The 18,781-nt window shown below is 65.6% G+C and carries 13 protein-coding genes; 7 read left to right on the forward strand and 6 right to left on the reverse strand.

All coding sequences use genetic code 11. The annotated features are described in order from the left end of the window. Positions 1 to 49: 49 nt before the first annotated feature. Complete coding sequence (locus DCM79_RS04400; protein WP_257178814.1) at positions 50 to 898, reverse strand: caspase family protein; 849 nt, start codon at positions 896 to 898, stop codon at positions 50 to 52. A 432-nt stretch (positions 899 to 1,330) separates the two neighbouring features. Here DCM79_RS04400 and DCM79_RS04405 point away from each other — a divergent pair, with 432 nt between their 5' ends. The 3 genes from DCM79_RS04405 (at position 1,331) to DCM79_RS04415 (ending at position 5,326) form a co-directional block, all read left to right on the forward strand. Then, the gene (locus tag DCM79_RS04405) at positions 1,331 to 3,058 is read left to right on the forward strand and encodes a hypothetical protein (RefSeq protein ID WP_257178815.1); all 1,728 of its coding nucleotides are present in this window, start codon (positions 1,331 to 1,333) and stop codon (positions 3,056 to 3,058) included. Positions 3,059 to 3,318: 260 nt separating this feature from the next. Next, positions 3,319 to 4,038 (forward strand): thermonuclease family protein, encoded by a 720-nt coding sequence (locus DCM79_RS04410; protein ID WP_257178816.1) that lies wholly within the window; start codon positions 3,319 to 3,321, stop codon positions 4,036 to 4,038. Between the two features lie 100 nt (positions 4,039 to 4,138). Then, the gene (locus tag DCM79_RS04415) at positions 4,139 to 5,326 is read left to right on the forward strand and encodes an alanine--glyoxylate aminotransferase family protein (protein ID WP_257178818.1); all 1,188 of its coding nucleotides are present in this window, start codon (positions 4,139 to 4,141) and stop codon (positions 5,324 to 5,326) included. Positions 5,327 to 5,486: 160 nt separating this feature from the next. Here the strand turns inward: DCM79_RS04415 and DCM79_RS04420 are convergent, their stop codons facing one another. Further along, complete coding sequence (locus DCM79_RS04420) at positions 5,487 to 6,587, reverse strand: hypothetical protein (RefSeq protein ID WP_257178819.1); 1,101 nt, start codon at positions 6,585 to 6,587, stop codon at positions 5,487 to 5,489. Continuing rightward, positions 6,587 to 8,023: an MBOAT family protein gene (locus DCM79_RS04425; RefSeq protein ID WP_306556721.1), complete on the reverse strand. Its 1,437-nt coding sequence runs from the start codon at positions 8,021 to 8,023 to the stop codon at positions 6,587 to 6,589. The genes DCM79_RS04420 and DCM79_RS04425 overlap by 1 nt, the downstream gene beginning before the upstream one ends. 364 nt (positions 8,024 to 8,387) lie before the next feature. On the opposite strand from DCM79_RS04425, the gene DCM79_RS04430 reads away from it, so the two are divergent. Further along, the gene (locus DCM79_RS04430) at positions 8,388 to 10,493 is read left to right on the forward strand and encodes a S9 family peptidase (protein WP_257178822.1); all 2,106 of its coding nucleotides are present in this window, start codon (positions 8,388 to 8,390) and stop codon (positions 10,491 to 10,493) included. Positions 10,494 to 10,654: 161 nt separating this feature from the next. On the opposite strand, the gene DCM79_RS04435 is transcribed toward DCM79_RS04430, so the two are convergent. Beyond that, a complete protein-coding gene (locus tag DCM79_RS04435; protein ID WP_257178823.1) occupies positions 10,655 to 11,374 on the reverse strand; it encodes a ribonuclease activity regulator RraA in 720 nt (239 codons plus the stop codon). Positions 11,375 to 11,502: 128 nt separating this feature from the next. Then, the gene (gene araD, locus DCM79_RS04440; protein ID WP_257178824.1) at positions 11,503 to 13,239 is read right to left on the reverse strand and encodes an L-arabinonate dehydratase; all 1,737 of its coding nucleotides are present in this window, start codon (positions 13,237 to 13,239) and stop codon (positions 11,503 to 11,505) included. Between the two features lie 252 nt (positions 13,240 to 13,491). Here araD and DCM79_RS04445 point away from each other — a divergent pair, with 252 nt between their 5' ends. Continuing rightward, positions 13,492 to 13,911, forward strand: coding sequence for a response regulator (locus DCM79_RS04445; RefSeq protein WP_257178825.1), 420 nt, complete (start codon positions 13,492 to 13,494; stop codon positions 13,909 to 13,911). Then, complete coding sequence (locus DCM79_RS04450; protein WP_257178826.1) at positions 13,889 to 17,482, forward strand: PAS domain S-box protein; 3,594 nt, start codon at positions 13,889 to 13,891, stop codon at positions 17,480 to 17,482. The genes DCM79_RS04445 and DCM79_RS04450 overlap by 23 nt, the downstream gene beginning before the upstream one ends. A gap of 182 nt (positions 17,483 to 17,664) precedes the next feature. On the opposite strand, the gene DCM79_RS04455 is transcribed toward DCM79_RS04450, so the two are convergent. Beyond that, positions 17,665 to 18,300, reverse strand: coding sequence for a response regulator transcription factor (locus DCM79_RS04455; protein WP_257178827.1), 636 nt, complete (start codon positions 18,298 to 18,300; stop codon positions 17,665 to 17,667). Between the two features lie 149 nt (positions 18,301 to 18,449). Here DCM79_RS04455 and DCM79_RS04460 point away from each other — a divergent pair, with 149 nt between their 5' ends. Further along, positions 18,450 to 18,740, forward strand: a complete 291-nt coding sequence (locus DCM79_RS04460) for a hypothetical protein (RefSeq protein ID WP_257178828.1) — start codon at positions 18,450 to 18,452, stop codon at positions 18,738 to 18,740. Positions 18,741 to 18,781: the final 41 nt, after the last annotated feature.

An 18,781-nucleotide genomic window follows, 5' to 3' on the forward strand; every position in this document is an offset into this window, starting at 1 on the left:
CTTACGCGTCTTTGCCCACCCTACGAGAGCTCGCGAGCCCTTAAAAAAACTAGCCGCCGGCTTCGCCGAAACGGACGTCTTCGAGCAGCGAGGAGGAGACGGTCGGGACCTGGTCGCCTTCGCTGGCGCGGGAGATGGCGAGGCGGGTCTTGTTAAAGACGCTTTCGGCGCTGCCCTTGGCATTGAGGTTGCTAAGGAACTCGCTGACCAGCACGCTGTGCTCGCCCTTGCCGTCGTCGACGACCTTGCCGGGCGAGGCCGAGGAGAGGATCAGCGCGTTGTCGGACGCGCTGATCGGCGCGAGACCGTGGCTGTAGGAGCGGAAGCGGCGCTCGTAAGGGTTACGGCGGGAGGCGTCGACGACGACGAGCTTGGCCTTGGCGCCCTGCTCCTTCATCATCTCGAGCACGCCGTCGATCGAGACGCCCTGGCGGCGGACGTCGCTTTCCTTCCAGATCGCGGCGTCGACCGGCAGCATGTAGCTCTCGCGGCCGGCCTGCACGCCGTAGCCGCCGAAGAACAGCATGACGACGCTGTCGCGCTTGATCCGGGACTTGAGGCGGTTCACGGCGCGGACCATGTCGTCCCGGGTCGCATCTTCCACCATGTCGACGTCGAAGCCGTCCTTGCGCAGGGACGAGGACAGCGCGCGGGCGTCGTTGATCGACTGCGTCAGCGGCGCGCTGGCGTCGGGATAATGTCCATTGCCGATGACCAGCGCGAGGCGCGAGGATTGGCCGATCGAGCCGGTGATCTGGTCGGTCGAGACGGCCTTAGCGGCATCGATCGCACGCATGTTGAGAGCAGCATGGGCGCCGATCACCAGCGAGACCGTGCCGATCAGGGCCGCGGCCACCGCGATGGTGCGTCGGGAAAGGTCGAGCTGCTTTACATTCATCTCGGTTCGTTTCCTGTGCCAAAGACCAGCCAAGCGCGCGCACACTGTTTGAGTAGCGCGATAGCGTCTTTAGGTTTGAGGGATTGGCCGGGGATGTGCCCCCGAATTGCGCGCAATTTGCGGCGCCGCACCAAACAAACCTTTAACCGGATATAGGGGGCCCGGCAACAGATTGCTCAATATTTCAGCTAAGACACTGAAGATACTTGATGATTCCACTGCCTCAATGCCTGCATTTTCTGCTCTCCCCGTAGCCTTCCGGGTCCGATCATGCAGCCTTCGTGCCGGCTTCTTCCGTGACTCTCATCACATTTGTTTTTCCTGCGAATCCGGGTAGCCTTTTCAACGACTTGCAGGGGGTGGCGCGCGGCTGGGAGCGCGCTGGCCGGCCCCTGGCCGAACCCCGCCAAAGTCCCCGCGACCGAGTACTTCATGAGCTTTCATTATTTTGCCGGCGCCGCCTGCCGGGCGCTGCTGGCGCCGAAGGACGGCCCCTCGCTTTACGACGTCTGCGATCCCGTCCTCTCGGGCCCGGCCGGCGGCGATCCGCATCTCGCCAAATTCTACAAGACCGCGCTCGGCAATCCCGCGCTGCGGGTGCTGCTGCGGCGGGCCGGGCTGCCCGAGCTGCGCGACGAGGCCAGGCTGACGGCGCTGCGCGAGGCGCTGGCGCGCGCCCGCGACGAGGCTGAGCCGGACTGGGCGGCGGTCGGCCAGCCGGTCGCCGATCTCGTCGACAGTATCGCGCTCGACCATCCCAAGCCGCCGCCGGCAATGCTCACCGGCGCCGCGCCGCCGCAAGCGCAGATCGACGCCGTGATCCGCGACTGCGCGCAGCATCTGCTCGGCTCCTACCGCAAGAACGGCTTCCTGCCGACCTATGCCGCCTTCAACCTGATCGGCGATCCCGATTTCCGCGGCCGCGAGCTGATCATGGCGCTCACCGGCCTCAATGCCCGCGGCTACAAGAATTCCTCGCTGCTGTTCAACCTCGCCCGCGTCTTCATCGCGCGCTCGAAGGCCGCGGCCGTCGTCAATCCGCCCTGGCGGGGAATCGCCGAGCCGATGTGGGAGCCGGTGCAGATCCGGCACCGCTCGGCCTATTACGATGCGTTCTTCATCGAGGCGCTGCTGAGCTACGGCGAGAGCGGCCTCGCCTCGCAGGCCGACAAGATCGCGGCGGAACGCGCCATCGCCGACATGGTGAATTTCTGCGTCAACATCAGCCGCGAGGAGGTCGAGGGCATCGACGGCGCGCGCTTCAACGTCGTCACCGCGCTGGCGCCGGCGCCGCATCCGCGCTTCTCGCGCTATTTCGCGCAGATCAAGCAGGATCTCGGTTTCGGCATCTACGTGCCGGATTGCGACACCACGGCGTGCTCGATCTCGGCAGCGACGCAGGCCGGCTGTCTTGATCCGATCATCGACCAGCCGCTGCTCGACTTCTATTCCGGCTACCAGGTGCGCGCCGGAATCAACGCAGCGCGCGTGACCGTGCCGCTCAACGACAACATCGATTACGAGGGCGGGGTCGCGACCTGGATCGACAACCTCGCGGGCGAGCGGCCCTATGGCAACGATCTCGATCCGACGCTCAATCTCGACATTCTCGAGGTGAGCTTTCGCAACCTGACGCGCTGGAAAGTCCTGGAGACGCCGGCGCGGCTCGCCACGGTGCATCGCATCATCGGCTTCCAGAAGCGGCTGGCGGCGAGTGGCGCCTTCGCCAATCCGCGTTCCCACATCTATTACCTGCCGGAACTCTACAGCGCCTATTTCGGCCGCTGCTATGCGGCCTTCCTGGCGCTGCCGCCGGCGGCGCAGGCCGCGATCGATCCCGCCGGCGATTTCGACTTCATCCGCCATCGCGTGCTGTCCTACGTCAAAAGCGAGCTGATGGCCGCGGAGATGAACGCGTTCGACGCCGCGCTGGCGCTGATCGCGCTCGGCCATCTCGGCGCCGCCCCGCGCGACTTCGCGCCGGCACTGAACGTGATCGTCGGTGCCGTCGGCGAAGGCGGCCGCCGCGGCCCGTTCCGCGCCTATGAGTGGAACAAGATGAAGACGCCGACGCGGATCCTGGTGGGCGGGCCGGAGGTGACGTCGGCCTTCGTGCTGATGGGGCTGGCGTTGGCGAAGCGGGCGATGGCGCGGGGGTAGTCTCGTGCCCCGGACGCAGCGCAGCACGCAGTGATGCGCTGCTGAGCCGGGGCCCATATCACCAAGACCTGCACCCGCGATTGTCTGGGTCCCGGCTCTGCGGAGCGGCGTTACACGCCGCACCGCGTCCGGGACACGAGCATCAGATCCGATGACGGGAAGTTGAAAGCGTCTCGGCGAAGCATAAGCTGGCCGAGCGGACAAAAGCCGACCACAATTGCGCGTTCTATCGAGACTTTCATCACACGCGGACCGGCACGTTGCGAAAATTATTGATTGCGCTGGCTTTCCTCGCCCCCTCGCTCGCGCACGCCGCCGACATCACCGGCACGGCGAAGGTTCGCGCCGGCGATGCCGTGGTGATCGGCAACACGCGGATCCGGCTCGGCGGCATCGACGCGCCTGCGATCGACCAGCTCTGCCTCAACACCAGGACCGAGCGCTGGACCTGCGGGATCGCGGCGCGCGACGAGCTCGCCAAGCATGCCGACGGCAAGACCTGGACCTGCCACACGAGGTCGATCGACCGGCGCGGCCGCACCGTGGCGCGCTGCGAGGTCGGCGGCGAGGACATCCAGAAATGGCTGGTGCGCAGCGGCTGGGCGCTGGCCTACACCCGCATGTCCCATGATTACGAAGCGGACGAAAAGGCCGCGCGCGAGGCCAAGGCCGGGATGTGGCAGGGCGCGTTCATCGCGCCCTGGGACTGGCGCGTCCGCAACAAGAAGACCGTGATACTGGGTGCCACCAAGGCGCCCGACGGGGCGCATGCGGTGCTGCTCGCCTCGGCTTCGGGGCCGGTCGCCCCCTCCCCGGACTGCACCATCAAGGGCAACGTCAACAGCGCCGGCGAGTGCATCTTCCACCAGCCGACCAGCCGCTGGTACACCCAGATCAAGATGAAGATCAGCAAGGGCACCCGCTGGTTCTGCTCGGTCGAGGAGGCCGAAGCCGCCGGCTGCCGCGAGACCAAGCGATAACCAGACCTGCGTTTTACGTGCTTTTCTCGAACCCGGGCCGCGCGTAAAATGTAATTCAGCAACCCACCATCCTGTTCTCTGGCAACAAGGACCGACAGCAATGACCGTTCGCGCGGGCCGGGAGTTTCTGGCCATCCCCGGGCCCACCACGATGCCCGACGAGGTGCTGCGGGCGATGCACCGTCCGGCGATCGACATCTATTCCAAGGAGATGCTCGACCTGACCGAGAGCCTGCTCGGCGACATCTCCAAGCTGTTTGCGACCAAGGGCAAGTCCTACATCTACATCGCCAACGGTCACGGCGCCTGGGAAGCGGCGCTCAGCAACGTGCTGTCACGCGGCGACAAGGTGCTGGTTCTGGAGAGCGGGCGCTTTGCGATCGGTTGGGGCAATGCCGCCGCGCTGATGGGCGCCGAGGTCGAGGTGCTCAAGGGCGACTGGCGCCGCGCGGTGCGGCCGCACGAGGTCGAGGAGCGCCTGCGCCGCGACAGGGAGCACACCATCAAGGCCGTCGTCGTGGTCCAGGTCGACACGGCCTCGGGCGTGCAGAACGACATCGAGGCGATCGGCAAGGCGATCAAGGCGAGCGGCCATCCCGCGCTGTACATGGTCGACACCGTGGCCTCGCTCGGCTGCATGCCGTTCGAGATGGACAAATGGGGCATCGATGTCGCGATGTCCGGCTCGCAGAAGGGCCTGATGACGCCGCCCGGCCTCGGCTTCGTCGCCGCCAATGCACGCGCGCTCGAGGTGCACAAGAAGGCCAACATGTCGACGCCCTATTGGAGCTGGAGCGAGCGCGAGGGCACCGAGAATTATCGCAAATATGCCGGCACCGCGCCGGTGCATCTGTTGTTCGCCTTGCGCCGTGCGATCGACCTGCTGCACGAGGAAGGGCTCGAGAACGCCTTCCGCCGCCACAGCCTGCTCGGCGAAGCCGCGCGCCGCGCCGTTGCCGTCTGGGCGGAAGGCCAGGTGCTCGGCTTCAACGTCGCCGAGGCGAGCGAGCGCTCCAACACCGTGACCACGGTGACCATGAGCAACGGCCATGACCCCGCGGTGCTGCAACGCTATTGCAAGGACAAGTGCGGCGTGGTGCTCGGCACCGGCATCGGCGACCTCTCCGGCCAGGCGTTCCGCATCGCCCATATGGGCCACGTGAATGCGCCGATGCTGCTCGGCACGCTCGGCGTGATCGAGGTCGGCCTCAACGCGCTGAAGATCCCGCACGGCAAGGGCGGGATGGAGGCGGCGGTGTCGTATCTCGGCGACGAGGTGGCGGCGTAGGTTTTCTTCCTTCTCCCCTTGTGGGAGAAGGTGGCGCGCAGCGCCGGATGAGGGGTATCTCTCAGCGAACTCAACTGCTGGAACGTTTCGCGGAGAAATACCCCTGACCCGTCTCGCCGCTACGCGGCGAGCCACCCTCTCCCACAAGGGGAGAGGGAGATCAGCGCTCGAGGCGATACGCCTCGACCTGCGCCCTGAGCTGCTCCAGTGACGCCAGCGGCGCCTTCGCATCGACGCGATAGGTCCCGTTCGCCAGCCATCTCAGCACCATGGCGTCCACGACCGGCGAATGGTGGATGACGTCGCCGTAATTGTCGAGGTCGTGCGTCACCTCCTTGATCGCGCGGAAATCGTGCAGACGCACATTGGGGAGTTGCGTCAGGCGCCGCGCGATGACAGCGGTGAGATCGGTGACGGTCTTCAGCGTGGCGGGCGAGGCCTCGCGCATCGCGACGAATTGCAGGATCGAATAGGGCGGGAAGTAGACGTCGAAAGTGACGTCGGGGTGACGCGCGATCAGGCCGAGGGCATCCTGCTCGAAATGCCGGACCATGACCTCGTCATCGTAGCCTTCGCCGAGGAAACGGCTGCGCGTGGGATTGGTGATGTAGGTGAAGGCCGCGAGCGTCTTCTTCGCATTGTACTCGCGCGCGACGTCGAAATCCCGCGGCAGCGCGTAGATGTCGTCCACGTCAGGCAGCGCGAATTTGACGGGCAGGAACGGCGCCGCCCGGGTCAGCGGCGGCCGCAATGGCGGAACCGAGCGCAGCAGCGCGAACAGGGATTCCTTCGCCATCGCGGCACTGAACAGATAGGACGCGATCCCTTTCGCCGACCCTCGATAGAGATCGACGGAGAGATAAGGATCGGATTCGATGTCGGCGGCATCGATGAAGATGAAATCGTCCATCGCCCAGATCACGCGCCTGGCGCCGCGCCCGATCGCCTGCTCCAGCACGAAACCCTGCTGGCGCGAGTTGGAGCCGGTCATCGCCAGCTTGAGCGAATGCACGCCGAGCGCGCGGTCGATGTCGCTCTGGCGGAAATGGATCGCGAGCGAAGTGCCCATGAAGGCCGTGTCGAACGACTGGCTACGGATCAGCCCGGCATTCTGCACGCGGGTGTCGTCGGAATAGAAAGCGAGACGCGAAGGGCGGAACAGCTGCAGGGGATCGACGGCATAGGTGAGCAGCGCGGCGCCCAGCACGCACACGAGGCTCGCGAGCAGAAGATGCACCAGATGTGTGAAAGCCCCGCGCATCAGAACCGGAAATAGATGAATTCGCTGTGGCTCTGGATGCCCAGGATCCCGAACGCCAGCACCAGCGAAGCCGCGTAGAGGACCAGCGGCCGCATCCGCCCTGCCCGCAAGGCTTCGCCGACCCTGCGGCCCGCGTGATCGTATCCCATCAGCGTTTGCGTGTTCGGTGCCAGCCACACCAGCGCGGCGTAGATGACGACCATCACCAGCGCCGCGATCTCCTCGCGGCCGAACACGATATTCGAGGGATCGGCCATGGCCTGGAGCACGCGCAGCGCCCATTCCACACCCGCGGCACGGAAGAACACCCAGGCGACCACGACAGCGAGGAACGTCAGCGCAGCGCCTGCGATGCGAGCTGGGCGTGCAAGCAGCGGCGGAACGTGCGGCACCAACGCATTGAAGGCGTGATTGATGCAGAGATAGGCCCCATGCAGCGCGCCCCAAATGACAAAAGTCCAGGCCGCGCCGTGCCAGAGCCCGCCGAGCAGCATCGTGATCATCAGGTTGACATAGCGCAACACGCGTCCCCTGCGATTGCCGCCGAGCGGGATGTAGAGATAGTCGCGCAAAAATTGCGACAGCGTCATGTGCCAGCGGCGCCAGAACTCGACGATGCTGGTCGCCTTGTAAGGCGAGTTGAAGTTCACGGGCAGGAAGATGCCGAACATCAGCGAGATCCCGATCGCCATGTCGGAATAGCCGGAGAAGTCGAAATAGAGCTGGAACGTGTAGGCGAGCGCTCCCAGCCAGGCCTGGTCGAAGCTCGGCGAGCGCGCCTCGAAGGCGAGCGCGACCAGCGGCTGGATGCCGTCGGCAAGACAGGTCTTCTTGAACAGGCCGATCGCGAAGATGATGATTCCGCATAACATGAGGTGCCCGTCCGGGCGCTTGGTCTCCTCCCGTTCGAACTGCGGGATCATATCCTTGTGGTGGAGGATGGGCCCGGCGATCAGATGCGGGAAGTAAGTCACGAACAGCGTGTAATGCGGCAGCGCGTAGGCCGCGACCTGGCCGCGATAGGCATCGACCAGGAACGCGATCTGCGTGAACGTGTAGAAGGAGATGCCGACCGGCAGCAGGATGTGGACCGCGACATGCGTGCCGAACAGCGCGTTGACGTTCTCGGTGACGAAACCGGCATATTTGAAGATGCCGAGCACGATGAGATCGCCGGCGACGCCGAGCGCGAGCACCGCCTTTCGTCGCGACGGGTCGAGCTCCGACACGATCAGCAGATGGCCGACGCCGTAGTTGAAGCCGATCGACAGCAGCAGCAGCGCCACGAACTGCCAGCTGCCGATGGCGTAGAAGGCGAGCGAGGCCAGTGCCAGCCAGATCACCGGCATGAGATTGCTGCGCCGCCCGAGCCAGAAATAGCCCGCCAGAACGAGGGGCAGGAACAGCAGGATGAACGGGTAGGAATTGAACAGCATCAGGCTGGACCGGCGGCGGGGATAGGGTCCGTAAAGCATACACGGGGCCGATCAACAACCCGGCGATCTCTATGGCGTCGTGGGATATGGTTTGATGGCTCCCGGGACGGAAGTGCGCTCCCTCTCCCGCTTGCGGGAGAGGGTTGGGGAGAGGGTGTCTCCGCAACGGGACACTCCCCAAGAGGAGAGAACCCTCACCCGGCGCTTCGCGCCGACCTCTCCCGCAAGCGGGAGAGGTGAACGGGCTGCGGCGATTCACTCAACCTAAAGCCATTCGGCTCTAGCAGACGCGCTGGCAATTCGTGGAATCGGGGCGATATAAGGGAACGCGGCGCGCCGCGGATAGCATCTGAACGAGGACCGAGTGACCCAGGCCAAAGCAGCTTCGAAGCCCCCCGTCGCGCCGCGCCGACCGCATTCCTTCACGCGGCACGGGATCACCGTGACCGACGACTATGCCTGGTTGAAGGACGCGAAATGGCAGGAGGTGCTGCGCGATCCCGCGGTGCTCGACCCTGATATCCGCAACTATCTGGTTGAAGAGAACGGCTACACCGAGAGCCTGCTCGGCCATACCGCGGGCTTGCAGAAGACGCTGGTGCGCGAGATGCGCGGACGGATCAAGGGGGACGATTCCAGCGTGCCGTCGCCGGATGGTCCGTTCGCCTATTTCCGCCGGTTTCGCGAGGGCGGGCAGCACGAGCTGTTCGGCCGCATGCCGCGCGAGGGCGGCGACGGCGAGATCGTGCTCGACGGCGACGCGCTCGCCAAGGACCACGCCTATTTCAAGTTCGGCGGCAGCCGCCATTCGAACGATCATAAGCTGCAGGCCTGGAGCGCGGACACCAAGGGCTCGGAATATTTCTCCATCCGTGTGCGCGACTGGGCGACCGGAAGCGATCTGGATGATCTTGTTGAAGAGACCGACGGCGGCGTGGTCTGGACCGCTGACTGCAAAAGCTTCTTCTACGTGAGGCTCGACGACAATCACCGGCCGATGCAGGTCTGGCGCCACAGGCTCGGCACCAAGCAGGCCGACGACATTCTGGTCTATGAGGAGCAGGACGCCGGCTGGTTCACCCATCTGCACGAGAGCACCAGCGGCCGTTTCTGCGTGATCGCGGGCGGCGACCACGAAACGAGCGAGCAACGGCTGATCGATCTCGCGAACCCCGAGGCGCCGCCGCGCCTGGTCGCCGCGCGCGAGGAGGGCGTGCAATATTCGCTGGCCGACCGCGGCGACGAGCTGTTCATCCTCACCAATGCCGATGACGCCATCGACTTCAAGATCGTCACCGCGCCGCTTCACGCGCCCGAGCGCAAGAACTGGCGCGACCTGATCCCGTATCGGCCCGGGATCTACATCATCGACCTCGATCTCTATGCCGGCCATCTGGTGCGGCTGGAGCGCGCCAATGCGCTGCCGTCGATCGTGATCCGCGATCTCGCTTTGAGCGAGGAGCACGCCATCGCCTTCGACGAGGCCGCCTATTCGCTGGATACGATGGGCTCCTACGAGTTCGAGACGACCAATCTGCGCTTTGCCTATTCGTCGATGACGACGCCGTCAGAGGTGTACGACTACGACATGGTCAAGCGCACGCGCGTCTTGCGCAAGCGCCAGGAGATCCCGTCCGGCCACGACGCGGCCGATTACGTCACCACGCGCATCATGGCGAAGGCGCATGACGGCGCCGAGGTGCCGGTCTCGATCTTGCATCGCCGCGGGCTGAAGCTCGACGGCACGGCGCCGCTCCTGCTCTACGGCTACGGCTCCTACGGCATGGCGATGCCGGCCTCGTTCAACGCCAACCGCCTGTCGCTGGTCGACCGCGGCTTCGTCTATGCCATCGCCCATATCCGCGGCGGCGCCGACAAGGGCTGGGGCTGGTACCTCGACGGCAAGCGCGAGAAGAAGACCAACAGCTTTGACGATTTCGCGGCCAGCGCCCGTGCGCTGATCGATGCGAAATACACCAGCGCCAAGCGCATCGTCGGCCATGGCGGCTCGGCGGGCGGCATGCTGATGGGCGCGGTCGCCAACCGCGCCGGCGAATTGTTCGCCGGCATCGTCGCCGAAGTGCCGTTCGTCGACGTGCTCAACACCATGCTCGACGACACGCTGCCGCTGACGCCGCCGGAATGGCCGGAATGGGGCAACCCGATCGAGAGCGAGGAGGATTTCCGCACCATCCTGTCCTACTCGCCCTACGACAATGTCGCCGCAAAGGACTATCCGGCGATCCTGGCGATGGGCGGCCTGACCGATCCGCGCGTCACCTATTGGGAGCCCGCCAAATGGATCGCGCGCCTGCGCGCCACCATGACCGGCGGCGGCCCGGTTCTGCTCCGCACCAACATGGGCGCCGGCCACGGCGGCGCGTCGGGGCGATTCGACCGGCTCGACGAAGTCGCGATCGTCTATGCGTTCGCGCTGTGGGCGGCGGGGATGGCGGAGGCCGAGGTGTAGCCATCACCGCAGCCTTGTAGGGTGGGCAAAGGCGCCTAGCGCCGTGCCCACCATCTCTCAACAACTAAAGCGAGGTGGGCACGCTTCGCTTTGCCCACCCTACGGCAGCTTTGTCCGTCTCCGCCCTTGCGCCTCGACGTAGTTATTCTGCGCGGGCCGCATTACCGCCCGTTCTTCTTCCGCCACTCCGCGAAGTCGGTGAGCGTCTGCGGGTCTGTCGCGGGATAGAGGCCGAAGATGCCGCGGCCCTTGCCGACCTCCTCGGTGACGAAATCCTCGAACGCGGTCATCTCGAAGGTCTCGTTCGCGATCTCGTCGGCGAGATGCGCGGGGATGACGATGACGCCGTCGGCATCGCCGAGGATGACGTCACCGGGAAACACCGGGGCATCGCCGCAGCCGATGGGGACGTTGATCTCGATCGCCTGGTGCAGCGTCAAGTTCGTCGGCGCACTCGGGCGATGGTGATAGGCGGGGATGCCGAGCCTGGCGATCTCGGCGGAATCGCGAAACCCGCCGTCGGTGACGACGCCGGCAACGCCGCGCTTCATCAAGCGCGTCACCAGGATCGCGCCTGCCGAGGCCGCCCGCGCGTCCTTGCGGCTGTCCATCACCAGCACGCTGCCTGCCGGACAATCCTCGACCGCCTTGCGCTGCGGATGCGAGCGATCCCTGAAGACGTCGATGGTGTTGAGATCCTCGCGCGCCGGCATGTAGCGCAGCGTGAAGGCCTCGCCGACCATGATCGGCTGGTTGGGGCCGACGGGATGGACGTCCTGGATCATCTGGATGCGCAGGCCGCGCTTGAACAAGGCGGTGGCGACGGTCGCGGTAGAGACGGATTTGAGTTTTGTGCGGGTGGCTTCGCTGAGTTTTGTCATTTGGTACGCTCTCTCCGATCGTCATTCCGGGATGCGCCGCATAGCGGTGCAGGCCCGGAATCCATAACCACGATCGGGAGTATGGATTCCGGGCTCGCCGCTTCGCGGCGCCCCGGAATGACGGGTTGCTAATAAATCGACGGCTCGCCGATCGGCGCGCCGAAATCGGTCTCGAGGAAATCGAAGTCGCAGCCGTCATTGGCCTGCTTGATGTGTTTTGTGAACATCCAGCCATAGCCGCGCTCGAAGCGGCGCTCGGGCTGCTTCCAGGCGGCGCGGCGCCTCTCGAGCTCGGCTTCGCTCACGTCGAGATTGATGGTGCGCGCGGCGACGTCGAGCGTGATGCGATCGCCGTTCTGCACCAGCGCGAGCGGGCCGCCGATATAGGATTCCGGCGAAACGTGCAGAATGCAGGCGCCATAGCTGGTGCCGCTCATGCGCGCATCCGAGATGCGCACCATGTCGCGCACGCCCTGTTTCACCAGCTTGGTCGGGATCGGCAGCATGCCCCATTCCGGCATGCCCGGCCCGCCTTGCGGTCCCGCATTGCGCAGGATGAGAATGTGATCCTCGGTAACGTCGAGATTGGGATCGTCGACCGCTTTCTTCATCGACGGATAATCGTCGAACACCAGCGCCGGGCCGGTGTGCTTGAGGAAGCGCGGCGCGCAGGCGGAGGGTTTTATCACGCAGCCGTCGGGCGCGAGATTGCCCTTGAGCACAGCGAGCGCGCCCTCCTTGTAGATGGGATTGTCGACGCTGCGGATCACGTCGGCATTGTGCACCTCCGCGCCCTCGATGTTCTCACCCAGCGTCTTGCCGGTGACCGTGATGCAGTCGAGATGCAGATGCGGCTTGATCTGGCCCATCAGCGCCGGCAGGCCGCCGGCATAGAAGAAGTCCTCCATCAGGTAGGTGTCGCCGCTCGGCCGCACGTTGGCGATGACGGGCACCTTGCGGCTTGCGATCTCGAAATCGTCGAGGCCGATGTCCTGGCCGGCGCGGCGGGCCTGGGCGATCAGATGGATGATGGCATTGGTGGAGCAGCCCATCGCCATCGCGACCGCGATCGCGTTCTCGAACGCCTTGCGGGTCTGGATCGTCTTCGGCGTCAGGTCCTCCCACACCATCTCGACGATGCGGCGGCCGCATTCGCTGGCCATGCGGATATGGTTGGCGTCAGCAGCAGGGATCGAGGAGGCGCCGGGCAAGGTCATGCCGATCGCCTCGGCAATCGCCGTCATGGTCGAGGCGGTGCCCATGGTCATGCAGGTGCCGTAGCTGCGGGCGATGCCGGCCTCGATGTCGAGCCAATCCTTGTCCGAGATTTTCCCGGCGCGGCGCTCGTCCCAATACTTCCAGCCGTCCGAGCCGGAGCCGAGCGTCTTGCCCTTCCAGGTTCCGCGCAGCATCGGGCCCGCCGGCAGATAGATCGCCGGGATGTTCATCGAGGTGGCCCCCAGCAGCAGCGCCGGCGTGGTCTTGTCGCAGCCGCCCATCAGCACCACGCCGTCGACGGGATGGCTGCGCAGCAGCTCCTCGGCATCCATCGCCAGCAGGTTGCGGTAGAGCATGGTGGTGGGCTTGAGCAGCGATTCCGACAGCGACAGCGCCGGCAGCTCCAGCGGCAGCCCGCCGGCCATCAGGATACCGCGCTTGACGTCGTCGACCCGCGACTTGAAATGCATGTGGCAGGGCTGCGCGTCCGACCAGGTATTGAGGATCGCGATAACAGGGCGGTCCTTCCACTCCTCCGGCGCGTATCCCATCTGCATGGCGCGGGAGCGGTGGCCGAACGAGCGCAGGTCGTCGGGCGCGAACCAGCGCGCGCTACGGAGCTGGTCGGGTGTTTTCTTCTTGGTCATTCTTTTCCTCTGCGAGTTCGCCCGCTCTTCCCACACGCCGTTCACTCCTCGCAAGTGGTCGGATGCGCAAGGCCCAGCCTTCCGCTATGCACGAAAACGTGCATATATTGCGATACGAAGCAACAGCCGCCGACCGGGAGCGTCATCGCGCGAAGTGCTTGCAGGCCGGGCGGAATCCGCGCAACAATTTCATCTTTAATGGTTTGATTTGCGCCGATGGGAATGTCCCGTCCGGCGCGGAGGAATTTAGACGTGGCCAACATCCTGATCGTGGATGACGACCCGGCCGTTCAGATCACGATCCGGCTGCTCCTGGAGAGGGCCGGTCATCAGGTCAGCCTCGCCGGCGATGGCCGCAAGGCGCTGGCGCTGTTCGAGGCCGGCCGGTTCGATCTGCTGTTCCTCGACATCTTCATGCCTGGCATGGATGGGCTGGAGACGATGCGTCACATCCGGGCGTTGGCCCCGGCCATTCCCATCATCGTCATTTCCGGCCGCTCGGCCGCGCCGGATGCCTATGCGGAACCCGATTTCCTGAATATGGCGACCAAGCTCGGCGCGGTGGCAAGCCTGCAAAAGCCGTTCCGGCCCGGCGCACTGCTCGCCGCAGTCGATGGCTGCCTGAAGGCGGGCGAGCCGGAGGGGTCCGATGTCAGCTCCGGCCGCCGATAACGAGGCCTCCTCTGCTTCAGGCCGGATCGGCCGCGATCATCCGGGAAGTCCCGCGAGCATTCCCATGACACTCGCCACGCGGCTCGCCGTCGCCATGATCCTGCTGGTGGCGGTCACCGTGGCCGCGGTCGGCTGGCTGGGCTATCGCAACACCACGCAAGCGGTCATTCCGCGGGTCCTGGAACGGGTCGAGGCCCAGTCGCGCCTGCTGGCCGCCAATCTGGAATCCTACGTTTCCGGAGCGCGCGGCGACCTGATCGGCTATCGCGCCGCGGCGGCCATCCAGGGCCTCATCCGCGCTCACACCGGCGGCGGCACCGATCCTGCCGACGGCGTCTCGGAGCAAACCTGGCGCGAGCGTATCGCCACGCGGCTCGCGGCCGAGATCGAGGCCAAACCCATCTATGGGCAGTTTCGGATCATCGGCATCGATAACGACCAGCGCGAACTCGTCCGTGTCGATCGCTCCGGACCGAACGGAACCGCCCGGATCGCCCCGGACAACGAGCTGGAGAGCAAGAGCGACCGACCGTACTTTCAGCAAACGATCCGGCTGCCGTCTGGCGAGATCTATGTGTCACCCGTCGATCTCGCCACCCGCCAAGGGGGCACCACGACTCCTCACATCCCGACTCTCCGGGTGGGGACGCCGCTATTCGCACCGGACGGCAAGCCGTTCGGCATCATCGTCGCCAATATCGACATGCGGCCGGCCCTCGACCAGGTCCGCGCGACGGCGGCCTCGGGAGGAGAGATCTACGTCGTGAATTCGCACGGCGACTATCTCGTTCATCCCGATCGCGCGCGCGAATTGGGCACATTGCGCGACCGTCCCGGCGACTGGCGCAAGGACTTCCCTTACTTCGCGGCTCTGACGGGCACGCAGGACGTATCCACGCGACTCATGACCGATGGGTCGGGCCGGCCGAGCGGCGCGGCCATTGCCCCTGCGCTGCTTGCCGGCAAGGAATGGGTCGCCGTCATCGAGACAATTCCCGCGCCCGTGTTCGGCCTCGTACCGGCAGCGATCCAGAAGACGTCCCTGCTGGTCGGCATATTGGCCGTCGTCGCCGCGGCCGTGCTGGCGGTGCTGCTGGCGCGCTCGCTCACGCGTCCGATCGGCCGCTTGACCGCAGCAGTCCAGGCCATCGGCAGCGGGCGCCCGGCGGACATTCCCGTCGATGCTGGCGGCGAGACGGGCGTGCTGGCGCGGGCCTTCGCGCAGATGGTCGAGGAAACCCGGGTTAAGACCGCTGCGCTCGAACGCGAGATCGAGGAGCATCGCCGCACCGAGGCCGCGCGCAGCCATCACGCGGCGCGCGAGCGCCTGTTCAGCGCCGCGATCGAATCCTCCGACGATGCGATCGTGATGCAGACGCTCGATGCCGTCATCACGGGCTGGAATCCGGCCGCCGAGCGTCTGTACGGCTATTCGGCGGACGAGGCGATCGGCAAGCCGACGTCGATCATCGTGCCGGCGGACCGCCGCGAGCAGGGCAAGGACTATCTGGCGCGGATCGCGCGCGGCGAGCCGATCGAACGCTTCGAGACGGTGCGCCTGCGCAAGGACGGCACGCCGGTCGAAATCTCGCTCAGCCTGTCGCCGATCAAAGGTCCGTCCGGCGAGATCATCGGCGTCTCGGGGACCGCGCACAGCCTCACCGAGGCGCGGCGGGCCGAGCGGCAGCTCCAGCAGCAGCTCGAGGAGCGCCGGCAGATCTTCGACACCTCGCAGGACCTGATCATGATCATGGATGCGCGGGGCCATATCGCACAGATCAGTCCGAGCAGCGCGACCATCCTCGGCTATCGGCCGGAGGAGATGATCGGCCGCAGCGGCGCCGACTTCATTCATCCGGACTTTCTGGAGCGATCCCGCACCGAGATGCGTGCGATGCGGCGCGGCGAGCGTCCCAAGATCGACGACACGCGCTGCTTCCACAAGGGCGGACACGAGGTCTGGCTGTCCTGGCTCGGCAGCTGGTCCGAGCAGGCGCATCGCTTCTTCTTCGTGGGACGCGACATGACGGAAGCGCGGCTCGCGCAGGAATCGCTGCGCGAGAGCGAGCGGCTCGCCCGCAACATCATCGAGACCTCGCTCGACGCCTTCGTCCAGACCGACGAGACCGGCAGCATCCTGAACTGGAACTCGCAGGCCGAGCAGCTGTTCGGCTGGCGCCGCGAGGACGTGCTCGGCAAGAGCACGATCGACCTCATCGTCGCCGAGAGCCAGCGCGAGCGAGTCAGGGCGGGTCTGACGCAGTTCCTGGCGAGCGAGAGCGGCAGGACGCTGAACCGGCGCCGCGAGTTGATGTGCTGCCGCCGCGACGGCAAGGAATTCAAGGCCGAGCTGAGCGTCACCGCGCTGAAGCGCCGCGAGGGCCTGCTGTTCAACATCTTCTACCGCGACCTCACCGACAAGATCGCCGCCGAGGAGCGCATCCGTCACGCCGAGAAGATGGAGGCGATCGGCCAGCTCACCGGCGGCGTGGCGCACGATTTCAACAACATCCTCACTGTCATCACGGGGACGATCGAGATCCTCGCGGAGGCGGTCGAGAAGGAGCCGGAGCTTGCGGCCATCACGAAGATGATCGACGAGGCGGCCGCGCGCGGCGCCGACCTGACCCAGCACCTGCTCGCCTTCGCGCGCAAGCAGCCGCTCCAGCCGCGCGAGATCGACATCAACTCGCTGGTGGTCGACACCGCGAAGCTGTTGCGGCCGACGCTGGGCGAGCAGATCCAGATCGAATCCGTGTTCGAGGACGAGAACTGCGTCGCGATCGTCGATCCCAACCAGCTCACCACCGCGATCCTCAACCTCGCGCTCAATGCCCGCGACGCCATGCCCGGCGGCGGCAAGCTGATCCTGGAGACCGGCGCCGCCTATCTCGACGAGGCCTACGCCAACGCAAACGACGTGTCGCCGGGGCACTACGTGTTGATCGCCGTGAGCGACACCGGCACCGGAATTCCCGCGAACCTGCTGACCAGGGTGTTCGATCCCTTCTTCACCTCGAAGGGGCCGGGCAAGGGCACCGGGCTCGGGCTGTCGATGGTCTACGGCTTCATCAAGCAGTCCGCGGGCCACATCAAGATCTACAGCGAGGAAAGCCACGGCACCACGATCAAGATGTACCTGCCGCCCGGCAAGACGCCGACGGCGGCCGGCGAGGGCGTGACGCCGGCGGCCATCGAAGGCGGGCACGAGACGATCCTGGTGGTCGAGGACGACAGGCTGGTGCGCGACTACGTGCTGGCGCAGCTCCATTCGCTGGGCTACGTCACCTTGCAGGCCGCGAACGCCGCGGAGGCGCTCGCGATCGTCGCCGCCGGAAAGCCGTTCGACCTTCTGTTCACCGACGTCATCATGCCCGGCAAGATGAACGGACGGCAGCTTGCCGACGAGCTGATGAAGACGCGGCCCGATCTCAAGGTGGTCTACACCTCGGGCTATACCGAGAACGCGATCATCCATCACGGCCGGCTCGATTCCGGCGTGATGCTGCTGGCCAAGCCCTATCGCAAATCGGATCTGGCGCGGATCATCCGCAAGGCTCTGAGCGGGTGAGGCTTCCGTAGCCCGGATGGAGCGCAGCGCAATCCGGGAAAGTCGTGCGGCGCGCGCAAATCCCGGATTACGCTTGCGCTTCATCCGGGCTACGAAACCGTCGGCCAGGAGAGATGGGCCCCGGCTCGGCGGCGCATCATGTCATGATACACCGCGTCCGGGGCAGGAAAGAGAACCAACGCCTACGACGCGCGCTGGGCCGCGGTCATCACGATGCGGATCAGATCGGCGGCGTTGCGCGCGCCGAGCTTCTTCATGATGTTGGCGCGGTGATCCTCGATCGTGCGCGGGCTGATGCCGAGCGTGCGACCGGCTTCCTTGTTGGACGCGCCGGAAGCAAACTGCTCGAGTACCTCGCGCTCCCTGCGCGTCAGCGGCTCGCGTCCGGGGAAATGCAACGAGCCGAATTTCGGCGAGGCGTTCTCCGCCTGCCTGCGAGCATAGGCGCCGATCGCCTCATCGAGCCGGCCGACGATCTCGCTGCCGCGGAACGGCTTCTCGATGAAGTCGAGCGCGCCGCTCTTGATCGCGCCCACCGCCATCGTGATGTCGCCCTGTCCGGAGATCATGAAGATCGGCGCCGGATAATCCTCGCCCTGCAGCTCCTTCAGAATGTCGAGCCCCGACTTTCCGGGAATGTGCACGTCGAGCAGGATTGCAGCCGGCGTGCGGTTGCGCGCGACGGAAAGCAGCGCTGCCCCGTCCGCGAAACAGATCACCTCATAACCCGCCGCCTTCAACACCATCGACAGAGTGTCGCGAACGGCAGGGTCGTCGTCGACCACGAAGATTTCACCGCGAGAGCTTTGTTCGGCCATGTGCCACATCCGGTTGGCATGAAGGACTCGCGTCCGCGCCAACCGTTATGGCAATCGGCGCGGATTCGGCCCACCCGTATTTGTACGGGACATGGACTTAACGCACAAGTAGCGGCAAGGTGCCTTATTGCGGGGGACGGAGAATATCCATGCTAAATTACGCTGGCACACCCCCGCTCGCCGCGATGGCTGACACCGACAGCCGTCAGCTGATTGCAGCCGAACTTCGCTCTCTGATCGCGCGCATCGACCTCAGTATGCGTCTGATCGACGCGGCCATGGAGGAAGAAGACGCCGGCGGTGTTTCGGGTTCCAGCGAGATTGTGGTGCTCGACGACGTGACGCCCCGTTATGCCACGGCCAGCGCCGCCCTCAACGCCTGCCGGGCTGAACTCGGCCAAGCCCTGCGACAGCTGTCGGAATTCGGCAACCCGACATAGAGCGCGATCGGCGCTGAACGCCGACCGCATGGCAACTCCGC

Origin of the sequence: Bradyrhizobium sp. WBOS07 (assembly GCF_024585165.1) — a bacterium.
Taxonomy (GTDB): domain Bacteria; phylum Pseudomonadota; class Alphaproteobacteria; order Rhizobiales; family Xanthobacteraceae; genus Bradyrhizobium; species Bradyrhizobium japonicum_B.

Coding starts and splice junctions, on each gene's coding strand:
- DCM79_RS04415 (WP_257178818.1), top strand. CDS start 4,139: ATGACCGTTCGCGCGGGCCGGGAGTTTCTGGCCATCCCCGGGCCCACC.
- DCM79_RS04460 (WP_257178828.1), top strand. CDS start 18,450: ATGCTAAATTACGCTGGCACACCCCCGCTCGCCGCGATGGCTGACACC.
- DCM79_RS04405 (WP_257178815.1), top strand. CDS start 1,331: ATGAGCTTTCATTATTTTGCCGGCGCCGCCTGCCGGGCGCTGCTGGCG.
- DCM79_RS04425 (WP_306556721.1), bottom strand. CDS start 8,023: ATGCTGTTCAATTCCTACCCGTTCATCCTGCTGTTCCTGCCCCTCGTT.
- DCM79_RS04455 (WP_257178827.1), bottom strand. CDS start 18,300: ATGGCCGAACAAAGCTCTCGCGGTGAAATCTTCGTGGTCGACGACGAC.
- DCM79_RS04435 (WP_257178823.1), bottom strand. CDS start 11,374: ATGACAAAACTCAGCGAAGCCACCCGCACAAAACTCAAATCCGTCTCT.
- DCM79_RS04420 (WP_257178819.1), bottom strand. CDS start 6,587: ATGCGCGGGGCTTTCACACATCTGGTGCATCTTCTGCTCGCGAGCCTC.
- araD (WP_257178824.1), bottom strand. CDS start 13,239: ATGACCAAGAAGAAAACACCCGACCAGCTCCGTAGCGCGCGCTGGTTC.
- DCM79_RS04400 (WP_257178814.1), bottom strand. CDS start 898: ATGAATGTAAAGCAGCTCGACCTTTCCCGACGCACCATCGCGGTGGCC.
- DCM79_RS04450 (WP_257178826.1), top strand. CDS start 13,889: ATGTCAGCTCCGGCCGCCGATAACGAGGCCTCCTCTGCTTCAGGCCGG.